The organism is Zoogloea sp. (assembly GCF_041914405.1).
Lineage (GTDB): Bacteria > Pseudomonadota > Gammaproteobacteria > Burkholderiales > Rhodocyclaceae > Zoogloea.
The window spans coordinates 50,271-69,435 of record NZ_JAYSDK010000033.1 but is presented as its reverse complement, the minus strand read 5'-3'; the positions used below and the strand labels follow the sequence as shown (position 1 = coordinate 69,435).

General features: G+C 61.7%; 16 protein-coding genes. 5 read left to right on the top strand and 11 right to left on the bottom strand.

Annotated features, from left to right (window positions below; genetic code table 11):
• Positions 1-61 precede the first annotated feature (61 nt).
• From ACE3RX_RS18290 to ppsA, 5 genes are all read right to left on the bottom strand, one after another.
• Positions 62-1,471, bottom strand: coding sequence for an ABC transporter permease (locus ACE3RX_RS18290; protein ID WP_374486405.1), 1,410 nt, complete (start codon positions 1,469-1,471; stop codon positions 62-64).
• On the bottom strand, positions 1,471-2,448 hold the full coding sequence (locus ACE3RX_RS18285; RefSeq protein ID WP_374486404.1) for an ABC transporter permease: 978 nt from the start codon (positions 2,446-2,448) through the stop codon (positions 1,471-1,473). Before ACE3RX_RS18285 ends, ACE3RX_RS18290 begins: the two co-directional genes overlap by 1 nt.
• 77 nt (positions 2,449-2,525) lie before the next feature.
• Positions 2,526-3,386: an SPFH domain-containing protein gene (locus ACE3RX_RS18280; RefSeq protein WP_374486403.1), complete on the bottom strand. Its 861-nt coding sequence runs from the start codon at positions 3,384-3,386 to the stop codon at positions 2,526-2,528.
• A 21-nt stretch (positions 3,387-3,407) separates the two neighbouring features.
• The gene (locus tag ACE3RX_RS18275) at positions 3,408-3,851 is read right to left on the bottom strand and encodes an NfeD family protein (protein WP_374486402.1); all 444 of its coding nucleotides are present in this window, start codon (positions 3,849-3,851) and stop codon (positions 3,408-3,410) included.
• Positions 3,852-3,993: 142 nt separating this feature from the next.
• Entirely contained in the window at positions 3,994-6,360 is a 2,367-nt protein-coding gene (gene ppsA / locus ACE3RX_RS18270; RefSeq protein WP_374486401.1) for a phosphoenolpyruvate synthase, read from the bottom strand.
• Between the two features lie 268 nt (positions 6,361-6,628).
• On the opposite strand from ppsA, the gene ACE3RX_RS18265 reads away from it, so the two are divergent.
• The 3 genes from ACE3RX_RS18265 to msrB all read left to right on the top strand — a co-directional run bounded on the left by ACE3RX_RS18265 (position 6,629) and on the right by msrB (position 9,158).
• Positions 6,629-7,453 (top strand): pyruvate, water dikinase regulatory protein, encoded by an 825-nt coding sequence (locus tag ACE3RX_RS18265; protein WP_374486400.1) that lies wholly within the window; start codon positions 6,629-6,631, stop codon positions 7,451-7,453.
• Between the two features lie 64 nt (positions 7,454-7,517).
• Positions 7,518-8,687 carry a DUF2863 family protein gene (locus tag ACE3RX_RS18260; protein WP_374486399.1) on the top strand — a complete coding sequence of 390 codons (1,170 nt, stop codon included), beginning with the start codon at positions 7,518-7,520 and terminating at the stop codon, positions 8,685-8,687.
• Positions 8,688-8,759: 72 nt separating this feature from the next.
• Entirely contained in the window at positions 8,760-9,158 is a 399-nt protein-coding gene (msrB, locus tag ACE3RX_RS18255) for a peptide-methionine (R)-S-oxide reductase MsrB (RefSeq protein WP_374486398.1), read from the top strand.
• On the opposite strand, the gene ACE3RX_RS18250 is transcribed toward msrB, so the two are convergent.
• The 3 genes from ACE3RX_RS18250 to ACE3RX_RS18240 form a co-directional block, all read right to left on the bottom strand.
• Positions 9,159-9,845, bottom strand: coding sequence for a DUF599 domain-containing protein (locus tag ACE3RX_RS18250; protein ID WP_374486397.1), 687 nt, complete (start codon positions 9,843-9,845; stop codon positions 9,159-9,161).
• The gene (locus ACE3RX_RS18245; RefSeq protein ID WP_374486396.1) at positions 9,845-10,771 is read right to left on the bottom strand and encodes an alpha/beta fold hydrolase; all 927 of its coding nucleotides are present in this window, start codon (positions 10,769-10,771) and stop codon (positions 9,845-9,847) included. Before ACE3RX_RS18245 ends, ACE3RX_RS18250 begins: the two co-directional genes overlap by 1 nt.
• A gap of 67 nt (positions 10,772-10,838) precedes the next feature.
• Complete coding sequence (locus ACE3RX_RS18240; protein ID WP_374486395.1) at positions 10,839-13,139, bottom strand: DNA internalization-related competence protein ComEC/Rec2; 2,301 nt, start codon at positions 13,137-13,139, stop codon at positions 10,839-10,841.
• A gap of 151 nt (positions 13,140-13,290) precedes the next feature.
• Here ACE3RX_RS18240 and ACE3RX_RS18235 point away from each other — a divergent pair, with 151 nt between their 5' ends.
• Positions 13,291-13,830 carry a DUF2062 domain-containing protein gene (locus ACE3RX_RS18235; RefSeq protein ID WP_374486394.1) on the top strand — a complete coding sequence of 180 codons (540 nt, stop codon included), beginning with the start codon at positions 13,291-13,293 and terminating at the stop codon, positions 13,828-13,830.
• Positions 13,827-14,933: a TrkA family potassium uptake protein gene (locus ACE3RX_RS18230; protein ID WP_374486393.1), complete on the top strand. Its 1,107-nt coding sequence runs from the start codon at positions 13,827-13,829 to the stop codon at positions 14,931-14,933. The genes ACE3RX_RS18235 and ACE3RX_RS18230 overlap by 4 nt, the downstream gene beginning before the upstream one ends.
• 46 nt (positions 14,934-14,979) lie before the next feature.
• Here the strand turns inward: ACE3RX_RS18230 and ACE3RX_RS18225 are convergent, their stop codons facing one another.
• From ACE3RX_RS18225 to ACE3RX_RS18215, 3 genes are all read right to left on the bottom strand, one after another.
• On the bottom strand, positions 14,980-17,001 hold the full coding sequence (locus ACE3RX_RS18225; protein ID WP_374486392.1) for a methyl-accepting chemotaxis protein: 2,022 nt from the start codon (positions 16,999-17,001) through the stop codon (positions 14,980-14,982).
• A 203-nt stretch (positions 17,002-17,204) separates the two neighbouring features.
• Positions 17,205-17,903, bottom strand: coding sequence for a lipoprotein-releasing ABC transporter ATP-binding protein LolD (gene lolD / locus ACE3RX_RS18220; RefSeq protein ID WP_374486391.1), 699 nt, complete (start codon positions 17,901-17,903; stop codon positions 17,205-17,207).
• Complete coding sequence (locus ACE3RX_RS18215) at positions 17,896-19,149, bottom strand: lipoprotein-releasing ABC transporter permease subunit (protein ID WP_374486390.1); 1,254 nt, start codon at positions 19,147-19,149, stop codon at positions 17,896-17,898. The genes lolD and ACE3RX_RS18215 overlap by 8 nt, the downstream gene beginning before the upstream one ends.
• Positions 19,150-19,165 lie beyond the last annotated feature (16 nt).

Sequence of the window (19,165 nt, the reverse complement as noted above, 5' to 3'; positions counted from 1 at the left end):
GCGCATTATAAAGAATTATCGAAAACCGTCAACACCATTCGACAAAATAATTCTAAGCGCCTCAACCAGCACGGGGATCAAAAGCATCCCTGACACTGTCGGCAAACAAATTGGCTGCAAGAACCATCACGAACATAAAGCAGAACGCCGCCACCAGACTCCACCAAACCATCGGCTCTCTCGCCAACTCCATTCTTGCAGCATTGATCATCGTGCCGAAACTGACGGTCCCTGGATCAACCCCGATTCCCACATACGATAGAACTGCCTCAGCCAGCACCAGAGCAGAGAAGTCCATTACCAGAGCAATCAACACCAGATGCATAAGATTGGGCAGGACATGCCGAGCAAGAATGCGCGCGGTGGACACACCAAACGCACGAGCAGCTTGAACGTATTCGAGTTCGCGCAATTTCAGCGTTTCCCCTCGCAGAAGTCGGCACAAACCAGTCCAACTGGTCATTCCCAAAATGATACAAAGAGCCAGCAGACGTGCGTCAGCCCTCTCGGCCGCAGTGCTGAACCAATGGGGATTCGAATCGATCACGACCTGCATCATTAGCACGGCCGCCGCAATCAACAGGACGCTCGGAATGGAGTTGAGAACCGTATAAACGTACTGGATTACGTCATCAACCCAGCCCCCTACATAGCCCGCAACGATGCCGAGCACCACAGCCAGTGGCAAGGTCACCAAAGTGGTGAGAGTTCCGATCACAAGCGCTGTACGAATACTCTTTAACGTCAGATAAAACACATCCTGCCCGACCTTGTCAGTGCCGAACACATGATATTCAGTCGCAAGAGCAAGCACTGGTCCCATAAAAAGACACACCGCTCCCAGACTTACCAGCACGGCACGCCATGCCAGCCCTCCCCTGCCACGCCAAATCGCTCGCCACGCCGCCCCCAAGGGCACTTTTCGCGAAATTGCCACCCACTTCACAAGGATGAGAGCCACGATACCCCAGCAAGTGACCGCCACAGCCAAGCCGATGCCAAGACGCCCAAGCACATCGCCAACATGGTCATCTTCCGGATACTGAAGATCGACGCCGCCATAGCGCAGACGAGGAAACTCCCGTCGTTGCGCTCCGTCAGCCCCTTCGACCGTCTCCTTGGTAAACAATTGGTACGCCAGCGGCGAAGAATAAGTCTTTTCAGTTTTGGCTCGAAGCGGATCCGCTAGCACATCAAGCAGACTCACAACCTCAGTCGATAATTGCCGCTTCGCATCAGCACCGGAGCGCGCGTCGAGCCACGATCGGTAATGCAGGCTATCGAGCACTCCAACCAGAAGAAACAACAGCAGAACGGTCAGTGCAGCCATTCCAACATGGCTTTCGCCAACCCTCCGCCACGCCACTCGCATAGGCTCGCTCCCCCTCGCCCGCCCGACAGCAAGTGCAATGCATGCGAGCAACCCAAAGAGCAGCATATCCGTCCATAGAACCACCGGCTGAATGCCCATCATTCGAGCCTCACCCGCGGATCCACCAATGTGTAGGACACATCGGTCAACAAGAGGCCAACGATATAAAGCATGGCCCCAATGAAAACCATCGCCCGAACGACCAAGAAATCCTGCGCATTGATCGCGTCGATCGTATAGCTCCCCAAGCCGGGAATGCCAAAAAAGGATTCCGTCAAGAGGCTCCCCATGAACAGGGAAGGGATCACCACCACTACACCCGTCAAGACCGGGATCATTCCATTCTTTAAGACGTGCTTGAACAAGGCCTGCAATTCAGACAATCCTTTTGCACGCGCAGTCCTCACATAATCCTTACCCGCCTCTTCCACAAATATCGTGCGATACCATCGCGAACTCGCACCAATCCCGGCTATGACCCCGATCAGGACAGGCAGTACGAGAAAGCGCGACACATCAACCCCAGCGCCGTAGCCCGAAATGGGAACCAGGTGCCAGACCTTGGAAACCAGCCACTGCCCGCCAATGATGTAGAACAGACCGGAAATGGACATCATCCCGACACAGAGAACGCCTCCCCATAAGTCGAGATAGGAAGCGCGAAAAAAAACCAGCAACAATGCGAAGGCCACGGTGACGAACAGTCCCAGCGCGAAAGTCGGAAGCGCAATCGCCAAGGAAGGCCCCATGCGACTGACAATTTCATTGGCAATATCTCGGCCGTCATCCGCCCGTCCGAAATCGAAGACGAACATTCGCAAGGATTTTTCGAAGAAAACAGTCTCCGTGAGGGCCCTGACGCCAGGCACATCGGCGTTGATGAACAGGGGTTTGTCGTAACCCCTTTCAGCCTTCCAACGCTCAATGGCTTCAGGTGTCACGCGTTTGACACCAAGCTGCATGCGCGCCATGTCATCCGGAGTATTAACCACGAAGAACAGCGCAAAAGTGAGCAGATTGACGCCCACTAGAATGAGCGGGGCATAAAGCAGCCGACGTGCAATATAAGCAAGCATAGGGCGACTATCCTACATGGACGCAGCCCAATGGCGGAATCCCTTCACTCTCAACACTTTCGCGCAGGTGCCCTTGCTCACCGTTTCGATACCCCGCCGATCAAGCCCCGAACAGCCTCCTGAAGATCAGCAGGCAACACTACGACGCGGGCGCTCTCCGAGGATCCCATGCGTTCGAGCGAAGCAATGTATTTTTCTCCAAGCAGGAAGAGCATCGGTGCGCTTTCCGTACCGACCGCCGCGCTCACGCGCCGAATCGCCTCAGCGGACGCCTCGGCAAGCATCACCTGCGCATTAGCATCCCGCTTGGACGCCTCCAGGCGCGCCTCGGCCTCAAGAATTGCCGCCTGCTTCGCCCCTTCGGCACGGGTGACCAAGGCCTTCCGCTCCCGCTCTGCTGAGGCCTGTTGCTCCATGGCCTTCTGCATGGAAGGCGATGGCTTGATGTCCTGAATCTCCACCGACTTGACGGTCAGCCCCCAGTCGACGGCCTCGTCGGCGATGCTCTCCCGCAACCGCGCCTTGATCTTGTCTCGGCTGGACAAGGCCTCGTCGAGCTCCATCTCGCCGATGATCGACCTCAGGGTTGTCATGATCATGTTGCGGATCGCCTCGGAGAAATCGGTCACGCCATAAACGGCCTTCACCGGATCCGTCACCTTCAGAAAGGCAATCGCGTTCGTAAGGATGACCGCATTGTCGCGAGTAATGACCTCCTGCTCCTGCACATCCAGGATGATGTCCTTGGTGACAAGTTTGTAAGCGACCTGATCGAGATACGGAATGATGATGTTCAGACCGGGCCTCAAGGTGCCGAAGTACTTGCCAAGGCGCTCCACGATCCATTCTTCGCCTTGGGGCACGATACGCACCCCCTTCGCGATCGTCACGACAACAAAAACAAGTATCGCCAGCACTACGATAAATCCAGCACTCATCGCCCGCCCCTCCGGTTACGCTCAACTTTTTTCCACTTTGAGAAAACTACCCTCTACCGCCACAACCCGCACGCGCTCACCAGCTGCCACCGGCTCATCAACCACGCAGTCCCACTCCTCCGAGCCCAGCAGCGGCTTCTGAAAGCGAACTCTCCCGCGCTCAAAGGGCGCGCCGGCCTTCGAGACCAAACCAATCTCCCCGATCACATCACCATCCGACTGCCCGATCCGCGTCCGGCAATCGCTGCGCTTGAAGAGACGGAACCACAGCCCAACCATCGCCAGAGACGCGAGGATCCAAAGTGACACCTGCGCAGTCATGCCAACCCCAGGCACCAGGAGCAGCGATACGCCGACCAGCAACGCACCGAGTCCGAACCAGATCACAAAGAACGCCGGAACGGCCAACTCGGCAATGACGAGCGCGATACCCAGCATGATCCAATGCCACCACTCGAGGTCCATGCCACCTCCCAGCCCTATCGACGATTGATGATGCGCTTATCCGGACACTAACAGAGCCTCGGCATTTGCTGTCGCCGGGCACGAACTGCAGACGAAAAAAAGCCGGGTTTCCCCGGCTTTTTTCGTCAATGGCGAAAATGCATCAGGCCTGCTTGTGAGCAGCCAGTTTCAGCCAAGTATCCACAACCGTATCCGGGTTAAGGGAGATGGTCTGGATACCTTCGTCCATCAGCCACTCAGCAAAATCGGCGTGATCGGAAGGGCCCTGGCCGCAGATACCAACATACTTGCCGAGCTTGTTGGCGCTCTGGATTGCCATCGACAGCAGCTGCTTGACTGCAGGATCACGCTCATCGAAGGAGTGCGCGACCAAACCGGAGTCGCGGTCCAGGCCCAGGGTCAGCTGGGTCAGATCGTTGGAGCCGATGGAGAAGCCATCGAAGATCTCCAAGAACTGGTCGGCCAGCAGCGCGTTGGACGGAATCTCGCACATCATGATCAGCTTGAGGTCGTTCTCGCCCTGCTTCAGGCCGTGCTCGGCCAGCAGCTCGACGACGCCCTTGGCTTCGTCCAGGTTGCGCACGAAAGGCACCATCAGCTGGACGTTGGTGAGACCCAACTCGTTGCGCACCTTCTTCATCGCAGCGCATTCGAGCTCGAAGCAGTCACGGAAGCTGTGCGCGATGTAACGGGACGCACCACGGAAGCCCAGCATGGGGTTTTCTTCTTCCGGCTCATAGATCTCGCCACCGAGCAGCTTGCGGTATTCGTTCGACTTGAAGTCGGACAGGCGGACGATCACGGGCTTCGGATAGAAGGCCGCCGCGATGGTGGCAACGCCTTCCACCAGCTTCTCGATGAAGAACTGCTTCGGCGTGGCATAGCCGCGGGAACGGCGGGTGATTTCCGCACGCAGGCTGGCCGGCACCTGGTTGATCTCGAGGATCGCCTTCGGGTGGATGCCGATCATGTTGTTGATCACGAACTCGAGACGGGCCAGGCCGACGCCACCGTTCGGGATCTGCGCGAATTCGAAGGCCAGCTCCGGGTTGCCGACGTTCATCATGATCTTCACCGGGATGTCGGGCAGGTTGCCCATATCGGTGGTGACCACTTCGAAGTCCAGCTTGCCGCGATACACGTAACCGGTATCGCCTTCGGCGCAGGACACGGTGACTTCGTCGTTCTCTTCCAGGACTTCGGTGGCGTTGCCGCAACCGACGATGGCCGGGATGCCCAGCTCACGGGCGATGATCGCCGCGTGACAGGTACGACCGCCGCGATTGGTCACGATGGCGGAAGCGCGCTTCATCACCGGTTCCCAGTTCGGGTCGGTCATGTCGGTGACGAGAATGTCGCCCGCCTTCACACGATCCATCTCGGAGGCATCCTTGACGATGCGGACGTGACCGGCACCGATCTTCTGGCCGATGGCGCGACCATGCGTGATGGACTTGCTGTACTGCTTGAGGCGGTACTTTTCCATCACATGGCCGGACTGCTGGCTCTTCACGGTTTCCGGACGAGCCTGCAGGATGTAAAGCTTGCCGTCATCGCCGCTCTTGCCCCATTCGATGTCCATCGGACGGCCGTAGTGCTTCTCGATGATGGTCGCGTAGCGACCGAGTTCCAGCACGTCGGCATCGGTCAGCGAGTACACGTTGCGCTCGGCTTCTGCGACATCGACAGTACGGGTGGACTTGCCGGCTTCTTTCTTGTCGGCGAAGACCATCTTGATCAGCTTGGAGCCCAGGTTGCGACGGATGATCGCCGGCTTGCCCTCAGCCAAGGTAGCCTTGTGAACGTAGAATTCGTCCGGGTTTACCGCGCCCTGCACGACGGTCTCACCAAGGCCGTAGGAGGCGGTGATGAACACCACGCCGTCAAAGCCAGACTCGGTGTCCATCGTGAACATCACGCCGGAAGCGCCAATGTCGGAACGCACCATACGCTGCACGCCGGCAGACAGGGCAACTTCAGCGTGGGTGAAACCCTTGTGCACGCGATAGGCGATCGCGCGGTCGTTATACAGCGACGCAAACACTTCCTTGATGGCATGGAGGATGTTTTCGTAACCGTGGATGTTCAGGAAGGATTCCTGCTGACCAGCGAAGGAAGCGTCGGGCAGATCTTCCGCGGTGGCGGAGGAACGCACGGCAAAGCTGCCATCACCTTCTGCAGTGAGTTGCTCGTAGGCGGCCTTGATCTCGGCCTCGAGAGCCGGCGGGAAGGGGGTTTCGACAATCCACTCACGGATCTGGGTGCCGGTCTTCGCCAGCGCTACCACGTCATCCACGTCCAGGCTCTCGAGTGCGGCGCTGATACGCTCCGCCAGTCCCTGATGGGACAGGAACTCGCGATAAGCGTCGGCCGTGGTGGCAAAACCACCGGGAACGCGTACGCTGGACGGCAGCTGGCTGATCATTTCGCCGAGGGAGGCGTTCTTGCCGCCGACCTGCTCGACATCGGACATGCGCAGCTCTTGGAAAGGAATGACGTTACGGGCCATAAAAGGACTCATCCTGGGGAGGTAATGAAGAAAGTAAATCTGGGCGAATCACGTTGCCAGGCCGCATTGTAAGTCGTTTTGTTGCCCCGCCGCATGCAGGGTTTATCCTAACGACACCCATTTCAGGCCAAATGCATAGACAAAACAACGCTCAAGCGAGGGTGTCGCACCCGGGCAGTAGGCGGTCCGATGGCCAGAATGGGATAAGATGCAACCCTGTATCGGCCTCGCCGCCGGCGAACATCTCCCTTTCCCTGTTGGCACGTTCATGACTCAGACCCGCCCCGTATTCTTCATCTCAGACGGAACAGGCATCACGGCCGAGACCCTTGGCCACAGTCTTCTCGCGCAGTTTCCGGAATCTCGTTTCCGCAATCACCGCATGCCCTTCATCGACTCCCCGGAGAAGGCCCGCGACTGTGCTCTCAAGATCCGCGACGCAGCCATCGAAAGCGGTGTTCGCCCGATCGTCTTCAATACTCTCGTCGATCCGGAAGCGGTTGCTGCGCTGCGCGAAGCCGATGCCCTGTTCCTTGACCTGTTCGAGAAGTTCATCGAGCCCTTGGAGAATGAACTCGGGCAGCGCTCCACCCACGCTGCCGGACGCTTCCACGGGATTGCCGACAGCCAGGACTACAAAAAACGCATTGAGGCCATCAACTTCACGCTGGCTCACGACGACGGTGTCTCCAGCGCCGACTTGGCGGAGGCCGACGTGATCCTTGTCGGCGTATCCCGCTCTGGCAAGACGCCAACCAGCCTCTATCTCGCCATGCAGTTTGGGATCAAGGCGGCCAACTACCCACTGATCCCCGAGGACTTCGAGCGCAACAAGCTCCCCGGCGAACTGGCCCGCTTCCGCCACAAACTGTTTGGCCTCACCATCGGCCCCGACCGCTTGTCGCAGATCCGCCAGGAGCGCCGCCCCAACAGCCGCTATGCATCCATAGAAAACTGTCTGGCGGAGATTGAAGCCGCCCAGCGCATGATGAAGCGCGAAAGCATCAAGTGGCTCGACTCCACCACCAAGTCCATCGAAGAAATCTCCACCATCATCCTGCAGGAAGTGCGCATCGACCCTCTCGCTTATTGAAATTGCGGTGGGAATTCGGCCCCGATAGCCACTGTCCAATCTACAACCTCATGGAGAGCCCCCGATGAAACGTAACCGACTCGGGCGCCGCGGCGGCTTGCCGCGTGACGCCGAACAACTGCTGTGGCTCGCCAACGGTCTTGCCGATTCGAGCAGCCGTGCCGAAGACCATTTCTGGGACCTGCGCCTCGCCGCCGCCGTCGATAATCTGCTCAGCGCCGAGGACGAGGACACCCTTACAACGGCCCTCGACCACCTCAGCACGGCCAGCGTCCATGCCTATGACGAGCTCGCCGACATGATCGAATCGCGGGCGGAGGGTGCGCTGAAGTCCAACGACCAGCAGGACGTGCTGCTGATCGCCGTACCGGTAATGGCCTGGTCCCGCTACCGCATCCCCGCCTCGCCGATCACCGCGGCAGTCATGGCTAACCTGCGCGTACAGCTCAAGGCCCACGTGCTCGCCAACGGCGTCAAGCTGGCCCTCGCCGACTTTCTGTTCAGCCCTGACCAGCTGCCGCAGGGCTACTGCGCCACCGCCGATCTGGCAACGCACATCGGCCGCGCCGCGGAGAACGACAGCGACCTGCACATCAAGACCGACAATCTGCCGGAAACGGCCCAGTTCCTGTCGGACAACCGCTACCTGCTCGGCGCTGTCATCGTGCCGAAGGGCGCCCCAATCTTCCGCTGGCAGGAAGAGGACTGCACACGTGACCAGGCACTGGAGCAATGGCGCGCCCAAGGCGGTGCCTGCATCGCCCCCCTGCTCACCGGCTGTGCCTTCGACGTCGTGCTGCCGGATGCCTACTTCGCCGCCAGCCGCGAAGCGGACAAGATGTCCCGCCCCTACTCCATTCAGGCCTCTGTGGCCTTCCTGAGCACCACGCTGGATGCTCCGGCCGCCAACCTGCGGGCCGTCGTGGCGCCCTTCTTCGAGCGCCAGGTGGAAGAGTTCCGCATCGGCTTCACCCTGCGCGGACAGAACGACGTGGTGCACGGCGTGGTGTGGCCGCTGCTCGGTGCCGAGGACGAGAGCGTAGAGACCCTTGGCCAGATAGAAACAACGCTGCGCGCCTGCGGCATCAGCGACATCCTGGTCCTCGACAACGAATTCCCGATGGAATACTGCGATGACTGCGGCGCCCCCATGTACCCGTCGCCCGAAGGCGAAGCTGTGCATGCCGAGTTGCCCGAAGAGCAGGCCGAACAGATGCCCAAGCACCTGCACTAAGTCCAGCCTCGACGGGCGGAACCTTCCCGCCCGTCAACGCATCCATCCGGCAATCCCCCTCCGGAGACATCCATGAGCCGCAAGATCGAAAAGACCGACGCCGAATGGCGCGAACAGTTATCCCCCGAGGAATACGTGGTGACACGCCAGAAGGGCACTGAGCGCGCATTTACTGGCCGTTACTGGGACTGCCACGAACAGGGCAAGTACGTGTGCACCTGCTGTGGCAGCGACCTGTTCTCGTCAGAGCACAAGTACGACTCCGGCTGCGGCTGGCCCAGCTTCCATACCGCAGCAGCACCCGGAAATGTCGAGGAGGCTGAAGATCGCAGCCACTTCATGGTCCGCACCGAGGTGCTATGCCACAACTGCGGCGCACACCTGGGGCATGTATTCGAGGACGGCCCTGCTCCTACCGGCCTGCGCTATTGCATCAATTCCGTCTCGGTCAAGCTCAAGCAGGACGACTGATCAGGCACGCATCGCCGAATAGGTGTGGGACAGAAAGTCCCGCCGGTACAGCACCAGAACGATGAAGGTCGTCACCGCGAAGAACAGCCAAGGGTGAACGAACCAGAACACGGCGGCGAGGCCGAAGTAATAGGCCCGGATGCCGCGGTTGAATTCGTCCCCTGCCAAGGAATTTACCTTGGCGAAACGCTGCACGTCCTCTTCCGTGCCCTCCCCCGGCGGCGGCGCAGCGCCAATCAGGATGGAGAGCATGTTGAACTGTCGCAAAGACCAGGTGAACTTGAAGTAGGCCACCACGAAAACCATCAGCAGCAACAGCAGCTTCACCTCCCACACTTCGCGTGACACATGGCGGGCGAACGGGAGGTCGGACGCCGCATCGATCAACTTGTCCATCGTGCCGAGCAGCGCCAGCAGACCAGCAATCACGTAGATCGTGGTGTTGGCGTAGAAAGACACGTTCTGCATCAGGTTGCCGACCAGCCCCGAATCGGCCACGCGGACCTCACGGCGCAGCATCTGCCGCCCCCACTCCAGCCGGAACGCATGGCTCGCCCCCATCAGGCCGCGCATCGTGCCGCCGGGCCCGTGCTCGACCAGCCAACCATAGCCGGTCCAGCAGAAGATGAACCAGCTCACAGCCACCCAATCCACGACACTGAAGGCCGTCAGCCACACTCCCTGCATCACGCCTCCAGCAGGAAATCACGGATTGGCACGATCTGGGCCGGATCCATCAGCGTTGGCGCATGTCCCACGTCCGGAATCTCGACGACCCGCGCCCGCGGACCTCGAGCCTCCATCTGGCGCGCCGTATCGGGCAGCAGCAGGTCGGAATCCGCCCCCCGCAGGACCAGCGTAGGGCAGCCGATCGCCTCGTAGATAGGCCACAGGTCCACGTCGGCCATGTGCGGATCGCGGAAGGCGTCACCGATGGCCGGGTCGTAGCGCATGGCCCACCCGCCGTCTACCGGCTTGATGGACGGCTCGGTCAGGTGCCGCCACTGGGCATCGGAGAGATGTCCAAAGGGAGCGCTGACCGCCCGGATATAGGCCTCGGCCGCCTCATAGCTGGGGAAGACCGGCGCCTGCCCCACGTATTGCCCGATCCTGACCAGCGACTCGCCCGGCAACACCGGCCCGACGTCGTTCAACACCAGGCGCCGGATCGGGGTGTCGGGCAGGCTTGCCAGCACCATACCGATCAGCCCACCCATAGAGGTACCGAGCCAATGCACCGTTTCCACATCCAGACGGGCGATCAGGGTCACCATGTCCGCCACGTAGGTCGGCAGTTGGTAATCGGACTTCACTGGCAGCCAGCTACTGCGGCCCCGCCCGACCACGTCCGGACACACAACCCGGTAGTGGGATGCCAGCGCACGGGCCACATCATCGAAGTCCCGGCCATTGCGGGTCAGCCCATGCACACACACCAAGACCCGGGGATTGTCGGGATCGCCCCACTCGGTGTAAGCCATCCGGTGCAGTCCGTGGGGGCTGGCGCACTGCACGCTGCGACTGCGGGGCTCGGCGGAAAGTGCGCCAGCCGAATCGTAAGGCACGACCGTCAACGGGGCAAACAGCTTGCGATAAGGCGTAAGGATGTTCATGGGAAACCCGCTTGGCTCACTGACTGAGAATGGCCCAAGGATAGCATCCAGCGCCAGCCCCTAACCCTCACCGCCCATGCCAATAGCGAGGAAAAGCTTCCCGGGCAGCCCCGACCCGGACTTCCCCCTCCTCCAACCTCACAGTCATCGCCCCTCCGGCGTCCGTCCGCAGCAGGCTCGCACCGCTGGCAGCCCAGCGCGCCCATACATCTGGATTCGGATGGCGAAAACGGTTCCGATAGCCGACGGGGAAGATCGCCCAGCGTGGCGCCGTTGCTGCGATGAAGGCCGGCGTGGACGACGTCCGGCTGCCATGATGGGGCACCACCACCACATCGCTCGCCAGCCCGCTCCCTTCGCGCTCGAGCAAACTGGCCTCCGAAACGGCCTCGATATCGGAGCTCAGCAGCACACGCCGACCGCCGGCCTCCACCTGAAGGACACAGGACATGTCATTGCTCTTGCCTCGCCCCACGCTGCTGCCAGCAGCCGGGTGCAACACCACAAAGCGCACGCCATCCCAGTTCCAGCCCTGTCCCGCAGCGCAGGGCTGCCCTCGATCGCCCGAGATCAGGCGCACCGGATGATTCTCCGGCAGGGACGCCAGTACGGCCACCACCGGAATCCCCGCCAGCAAGGCTTCTGCGCCTCCCGCGTGATCGTTGTCCTGGTGGGTAACCACCAGGGTATCGAGGCGCCGCACGCCAAGCGCCCGCAGGTAGGGCAGCAGGATCCGCTCACCGCTGTTGGCATCGGCGGAAAAGGCCGGACCGGTATCGAAGATCAGGTCCCGACCCATCGTTTGCACATGCACGGCGAGCCCTTGCCCGACATCCAGCACCGTCACCCACGCCTCGCCCTGTTGCGGTCGTGGCGGTGTCCAGCACACCAGAGGAAGCAACATAGCAAACCCGACCCAGCGAGCCGGCGTTCCTCTGGGCAACAACCCCCACAGGCAGCCCAAGGTGGCCAAAACGGCCAGCCATGGCGGCGGCGCGGCCTGCTGCCACAGGGCTATCGGCAAGGCAGCCAGCCATTCGATCGGCACCATCGTTGCCGCCAGCACCCAGTGGGCGATGTCGGCCAGCATCTGCAGTGGCACAACCGCGTAGGCAACGGCGAGGGGCGTCACGACGAAGCTGATCAACGGGATCGCAACAGCATTTGCCACAGGCGACACCAGCGAAAACTGCTGGAACAGCACGAGCAAGGCCGGCACGAGCCCGAGGGTCACGGCCCATTGGGCCCGCAAGGCGTCGTGCAGCCAACCCGTGGCATGCAGACGCCCACTGCCAACCAGAAGGAGCACTGCAACAGCCCCAAAGGAAAGCCAGAATCCAGCGGCGAGAATCGCCCATGGGTCCATCAGCAGCACGACCATCAAAGCGCTGGCCAACACCCGACTCGGCGCTGTTTCCCTGCGCAGGATGAGGGCCAGTGCCACGCAGCCGAGCATGAACAGGGTGCGCTGGGCCGGCACGCCCCAGCCCGCCAGCAGGCAATATCCGAAGGCCGCCAAGAATCCCGCCACCACGCCGGCCTGCTGGGCGGGCCAGCGCAAAGCCAACCACGGGCTGCGTCGCCATAGCCAACCGAGCCCCGCTGCAGCCAGGGCCGCCATCATTGTGACGTGCATGCCGCTAATGGCCACGAGGTGCGCAATGCCGGAGCGGGCAAAAATCTGCCACTGCTCCTGACTGATTGCGCGCTGGTCTCCTATCGCCAACGCCACCAGCACGCCCTTGTACACACCATCTGGCAGCGCCCGCTGGAAGCGTGCCCGGATCGTCTCGCGAGCCCGCTCGACCAGATTCATGATGTCCGGCACAAAGGCATCCAGACGCCGGTTTGCAGTGCTCGGGCGAACATAGCCGGTAGCCCGCACGCCTTGCTCAAGCAACCAGCCTTCGTAATCGAAACCGTGCGGATTCACATTGCCATGGGGACGCTTGAGACGCACCGTAAGCTGCCATCGCTCCCCCGCGTGCACCGCCGGCAAGGCATGCCACTCCTCCTCCCGGAAGCCCTTGTACCAGGCCAAGGACAGCATCCGCGGCACGCCTTGTGGACTCTCCTCGACCCGGAAGACGAAGCGCAAGCCCCGCTCGAAATCCTGCGGCAGGCCAGCCACGACACCTGTCACCACGACATCCTGCCCCTCAAGGGCCGTCATCAGCACGTCGGCAAGTCGCTCATGCGCCCGCCAGGTGGCGAACCCCCAGCCCAGAGATGCCGCCGACAGCAGGACCAGCCCTTTCACCACCAGCCAGTGCCAACGCCCCGACACTACGTGAAGCGCAGCCAGGCTGAGGAGTCCCGTGGCCAGCAATGCAGCAACCTGGGTCATCGGCAGCAGCATCGCTGCCATCTGACACCCGAGAACCCCCGCCGAAAATCCCAAAGACATAATCCGCATGGCCGGCAATTTAGCGGGAAGCGCGGCAAACACCAAGAACCCAGCAGTCGGTTAGAATTCTCGTCAGAGGAGATGGGCCTGGCCCAGGACAAACAACAAGAACATGCGACGACTGCTGAAGCGCCACTTGCCGGACCACACGTCGCTGGCAGCCAATCGCTGGCTCACGCCGTTCGGCTCAACGCTGTTCCACCCGCGCCTGTGGCATCTCAACCGCCATTCGGCCGCCGGAGCGATTGCAGTGGGGCTGTTCTGTGGCTTGATCCCCGGGCCGTTCCAAATGCTCGGCGCGGCGATCTGCTGCCTTCTGTTCAGGGTCAATCTCCCGCTGGCCCTTTTCACCACGCTGTACACCAACCCCTTCACGATCGTACCGATCTACATCCTCGCCTTCTCGATTGGCGAATGGACACTCGGCACCGACTCGGCCCCCTTCACCCAGCCGCCAGAATGGGGCTCTGCCGGCTTCGCGGCCTGGCTCGGCGAGCTCATGCACTGGATCATCGGCCTCGGCCAGCCACTGGCAATCGGACTCATCGTGCTGGCCTTCGCCCTGGCGTTTTCCGGCTACCTGCTGACCCGCCTGGCATGGCGGATCTACCTGACCCGACACTGGCACCGCCGACACTCGCGCAAACCATGAAGATCGCCACCGTTCTGGCGCTACTGAGGCGACTACGCCAGCACCTCCACCTGCGCCGTCGACACCACCCAAAGAAGGCACCGACACGGGCCAGTCAGTTGCCGCGCATTCTGCTTCGCATCTACTACGCGGCCGGCGCACTGCTAGGGTTGATCGTTGTCGGCACCGTCGGCTTCTACTGGATGGGTGGTGACAAGGCGAATCTCTCCGACGCGATCTACATGACCCTGATCACGGTCACGACAGTCGGCTACGGGGAGGTCGTGCCGATCCACGATTTCGGAGAACGGCTCTTCGCCGGCCTGATCGCACTGGCCGGCTTCGGCGCGGTCACCTTTCTGTTCACAAGCCTGACGGTCTTCTTCCTCGAGAGCGATCTCGACTACACCCTGCGGAGGCGACGCATGGAAAAGCAGGTCCACAAACTGCATCAACACTTCATCATTTGCGGCTTTGGTCGTGTAGGCCGCAACGTTGCCAACGAACTGACGACAACCCACCGTCACTTCGTCGCCATCGACTCCGACGAAGTAGCGCTAGAAGCTCAACGCGAACGCCTACCCGGGCTGGTTTATCTGGGGGGAGATGCATCCGACGACGACCTGCTGCTGGCCGCCGGGATCAAGGAGGCGCGCGGTCTCTTTGCGGTGACCGGCGACGACAGCCGCAACCTGATGATCGTGTTCACCGCCAAGCAGCTCAATCCGGGCATCCGCATCGTTGCGCGCTGCCATGAGGTGCGCAACACCGAAAAGCTGCGCAAGGCCGGCGCAGACAGCGTGATTTCGCCGGACTTCACCGGCGGGATGCGGATCGCGTCCAGCATGATCCGACCCCACGTGGTGTCCTTCCTGGACGAAATGCTGCGGTCCGAGCACAAGCTGCGTCTTGAGGAGGTCGAAGTGCCTGGGCAGTTCCAACCCCGCGCCCTTGAAACGCTCCGTCTGCGCAGTCCGAATTACGTTCTGCTCGCGGTACGCAACGACACCGACTTCGTCTTCAATCCGCCCAAGGACTTCATGCTCGAACCAGGGCAATACGTGATCGCGATGGCATCACCCCTGGGACGCCAGGAGCTGGAAGTCGCGCTGCTGCCTGAATGACACAGGCGGCGAGGGGCGCAAGTGCCCCTCGCAATGCGGCTCTTCCTCAGATGTGAAAGTGGGAAACCTCGGCGCGCAGTTGCTGGGCGAGGTTCTCAAGCCGGTGCGCGGTATTCGCGGTCTCCCGGACAGCGGCCGAATTCTGCTCCGCCATCTGGGCGATCTGCTCGACGTTACGCGCAATGTCCGTACTCGCTGCCCCCTGCTCCCGCAGCGCAGACGAGATATCCGTGACCGCCGCGACGACCTGGCTTGCCCCCGCCCGGATCTGATCCATCGAGGCACCAGCCTGGCCCGCGAGTTCCACGCCCTCCTGCACCCGGGCAACCCCGCCCTGCATCGTTTCAACGGCGCGGCTGGTGCCATGCTGGATGGCAGCGACCATGCCGGTGATCTCGTCGGTGGCCTTGGCGGTGCGCTCTGCCAGCTTGCGCACCTCGTCGGCCACTACGGCAAAGCCACGCCCGGTCTCGCCGGCACGTGCCGCCTCGATGGCAGCATTCAGCGCCAGCAGGTTGGTCTGGTCGGCAATTTCCTTGATCGAATTGACGATGGCGGAAATCTTTGCGGACTGGTCGCCAAGATCCTGGATTACATCCGCCGACTCCCGCACCGACACGGAGATTCGCTCCATCTCCGAAACGGTTTTCGCCACCACTGTACCGCCTTCGATCGACAGGCGACCCGACTCTGCCGAGATACCTTCCGCTTGCGACGCACTGCTGGCGATTTCCTCGATGCCGACCGTCATCTCCTCGACCGCTGCCGCCATGTTGGAAGCTGCCGCGCTCTGCTGGTCGGAGCCGTTCGACACCTGAGACGCTGAGCTCGCCAGGGATACCGCCGAAGCGGCCACGTCGTTGGCTCCACGCTGCACCTTGGTGATCACATCGGAAAAGGCCTGGGCCATTTCATTGAACTGGTCCGCCACCAGGTGCAACTCGTCACGGGCCGACAGGGCGATGCGCTCGCGCAAGTTACCAGAAGCCAGTTCCTTGGCCCCTGCCCGCAACTCGCTCACCGACTGCATCACCGACAGGCAAAAGGCGATCGACAGATAGAGCAGGACCAGCAGGGATGCGCACGACAGCACCGCTGCCAACATGAACTCCCGCTCCGACTCTGCCAGACGGGCGGCGAGAAGGCCACGCGCCTCCGGGATGAGCTCCTGGTAAGTCTTGGTGAACACCATGTCGATGCTCTTGGTGACCATGTCGAAATAAGCCGGCGCGGCCATTTCAAAATTGCCTTTGAGCAGGTGATTCTGCAGCTGATCGATCACGTTCGAAGTGCCACCGTTGAAATCCCGGCCGAGCGCTTCCAGTGTTCCCTTGATACGGGGGTTCGCAACCGCCGCGCGTTCAAAGTTCTCGTTCAGGTCGGTCACGGCCATGTTCAGCTCCCCAAGCTGGGAACTGATGTCAAAGCGCCGCTGCTCGTCGACGCTCTTCGCCGCCAACGCTCCGGTACCCAACGCACGCAGGCGGCCGAGACGCTCGGACACGTCCGGAACACGCCGCAGCATGTTATCGATCAGATAGTAGGTGTCCGGTGACGGGTCAAGCGCCAGATTGGCGTCGTCACCCAGATCATGCAGGGTCAGCACGGTCTTGCGGATCGCCGCCGTATGCGCCTGCAGGTTCTCCCGCGGCGGCATTTGCAGGCCGCCGCCACGAATCGCCTCCCAACCCGCTTTCACCTCTACCCAGCGCTTGCTCGCCGTGGGCGCCACATCCACTGCCAGCACACTTTCCGCGGCAGCCACCGCAGCCACAACCTCCTCGGTCTTCTTCTGAAGGCGCGGCCGCAACTCTTCATTACCGTTCAGCACGCCGGAAGACAAGCCGCGGTGCTGCTGCATCAGTTCGATCACCTTGAGCACCCGCGGCACACCGTCCATCGCACTCAGTTCTTTCTCGGTGAAGACGATGTCGGCGCGCAGGGAGATGGTTAGCTGAACCAGCAGGAAGCCGACTACCACAAAGGCGATGAGACCCAGGAGCGTAAACTTGGCCGGATAGCGCATGCGATTGAGCATGCTCACGGCTGGCGAAAAAAAGACCTTCATGCTGACTCCTAGATAATCTGGTTGGAGGCTGGCGCGGCAGCCGACCCTATATCGGCCGGAATCCCTCCCCGCTTGAGGCCCGGGGCCGGAGATACTGATATGGCTTATTCAGTCTAGAAAAGACTCAGCCAGATTGAAGCCCGATTCGGGCACCCGCTGCCGGAACAACGTTGACGAGCCCGCTTGCCGGGCCCCGTCTCACCTCAATCCGCCGCGCCCAGCACGCCGTCGCGCAACTGCAGTACCCGGCTGGCCCTGCCAGCCAACTGCGGGTCATGGGTGACGATGACGAAACTGGTACCCTGCTCCTGGGCCAGTTCGAGCATCAGGCCAAACACCTTCTCCGCCGTCTGGCGGTCGAGGTTGCCGGTCGGCTCGTCGGCCAACACGCAGGCCGGCCGTGTCACCAACGCACGGGCGATGGCAGCGCGCTGGCGTTCGCCACCCGACAGTTCACCCGGGGTGTGCTCGAGGCGATGCCCAAGCCCGACCGCCTTCAACGTCTCGGTCGCCTGCGCCATGGCCTCTTCCCTGTCCATCCGGCGCACGAACAAGGGCATGGCAACATTCTCCACCGCCGAGAACTCGGCCAGCAGGTGATGAAACTGGTAGACGAAGCCCAGGGACTGGTTACGCAGCCGCCCGCGCTCTGCGTCTGAGATGGCCGAGAAATCCCGGCCGAGCAGGCGCACCTCTCCCGCCGAAGGCACATCCAGCCCGCCGAGCAGATGCAGCAAGGTGCTCTTGCCCGAGCCCGAAGAGCCAACGATGGCCAAGCGCTCTCCGCGCTCGACCGACAGCGTCACGTCCCGCAGCACCTCCAAGGCATCCGCCCCTTCGCGGAAGGACTTGGAGAGCCCCTTGCACTCCAGCACCGTGCGCGGCTTGGTCAGGTCATTCATAACGCAGGGCCTCCGCGGGATTGAGGCGCGACGCGCGCCAGCTCGGGTAGAGGGTCGCCACCAGCGTCAGCACGAAGGACACCACGGTGATCGCGATCACGTCCGACCACAGCAGTTCGGACGGCAGGTCGGAGATGTAATACACGTCCTTGGCCAGGAACTGGATGCCAAAGGTCCGTTCGATGGCGGGCACCACCACGTCGATGTTGAGTGCCAGGCTGACCCCGCCGATCACGCCGATGGCCAAACCAATGAAGCCGATCAGCGCCCCCTGGATCACGAAGATGCTCATGATCGAGCCGGGGCTGGCCCCCAGTGTACGCAGGATGGCAATGTCGGCTTGCTTGTCCTGCACCGCCATCACCAGCGTGGAAACAATATTGAAGGCCGCCACAGCGACGATCAGCAGCAAGATGATGAACATCACGTTCTTCTCGATCTGCACCGCGCGGAAGAAATTGGCGTGGCTGCGCGTCCAGTCGGACACCAGCAGATCCGCGTCCACGTATTTGACCAGCTCCCGCGCCACCCGCGGCGCCTCGAAAAGGTCGTCGATCTTCAAGCGCACGCCGGACACCCGCTCATCCATGCGGTAGAGGGTCTGGGCGTCCTGCAGATGGGTCAGGGCCAGGCTCGAGTCGTACTCGTACATGCCCACCTCGAAGATCCCCACCACCCGGAACTGCTTCAGGCGCGGCAGGATGGCAGCCGGCGTGACCAGCCCCTGCGGTGCGATCAGCGTCACCTTGTCACCCACCGACACCCGCAACGCCCGCGCCAGATCCGCTCCGAGCACGATGCCGAAGCTGCCCGGCTGCAGGTCGTCGAGCCGCCCCGCGCGCATGTGCTGCGCAAAATCGGCCACCTTGTCTTCGGCGTCCGGCAACACCCCGCGGATCAGCGTGCCCTGCACGGTCTGGTCGAAGGACAGCATGCCCTGGGCCTGTACGAAGGGCGCAGCCGCCTTGACCCGCGGATGCTTGATCGCCTCGTCGGCGACCCGCTGCCAGCTGGCCAGTTCGCCGTCGAAGCCTGTTACCTGCACATGGGAGGCAACCCCCAGGATGCGCGTGCGCAGCTCCCGCTGGAAGCCGTTCATCACCGACAGGACGACGATGAGCGCCGCCACGCCGAGGGCGATGCCGAGCATGGACACCAGGGAAATGAAGGAAATGAAGCGATTGCGGCCCTGCGCACGCCGTTTGGATCGGGTATAGCGCAGGCCAACGAGGAATTCGTAAGACATCAGAATGGCAACCGGA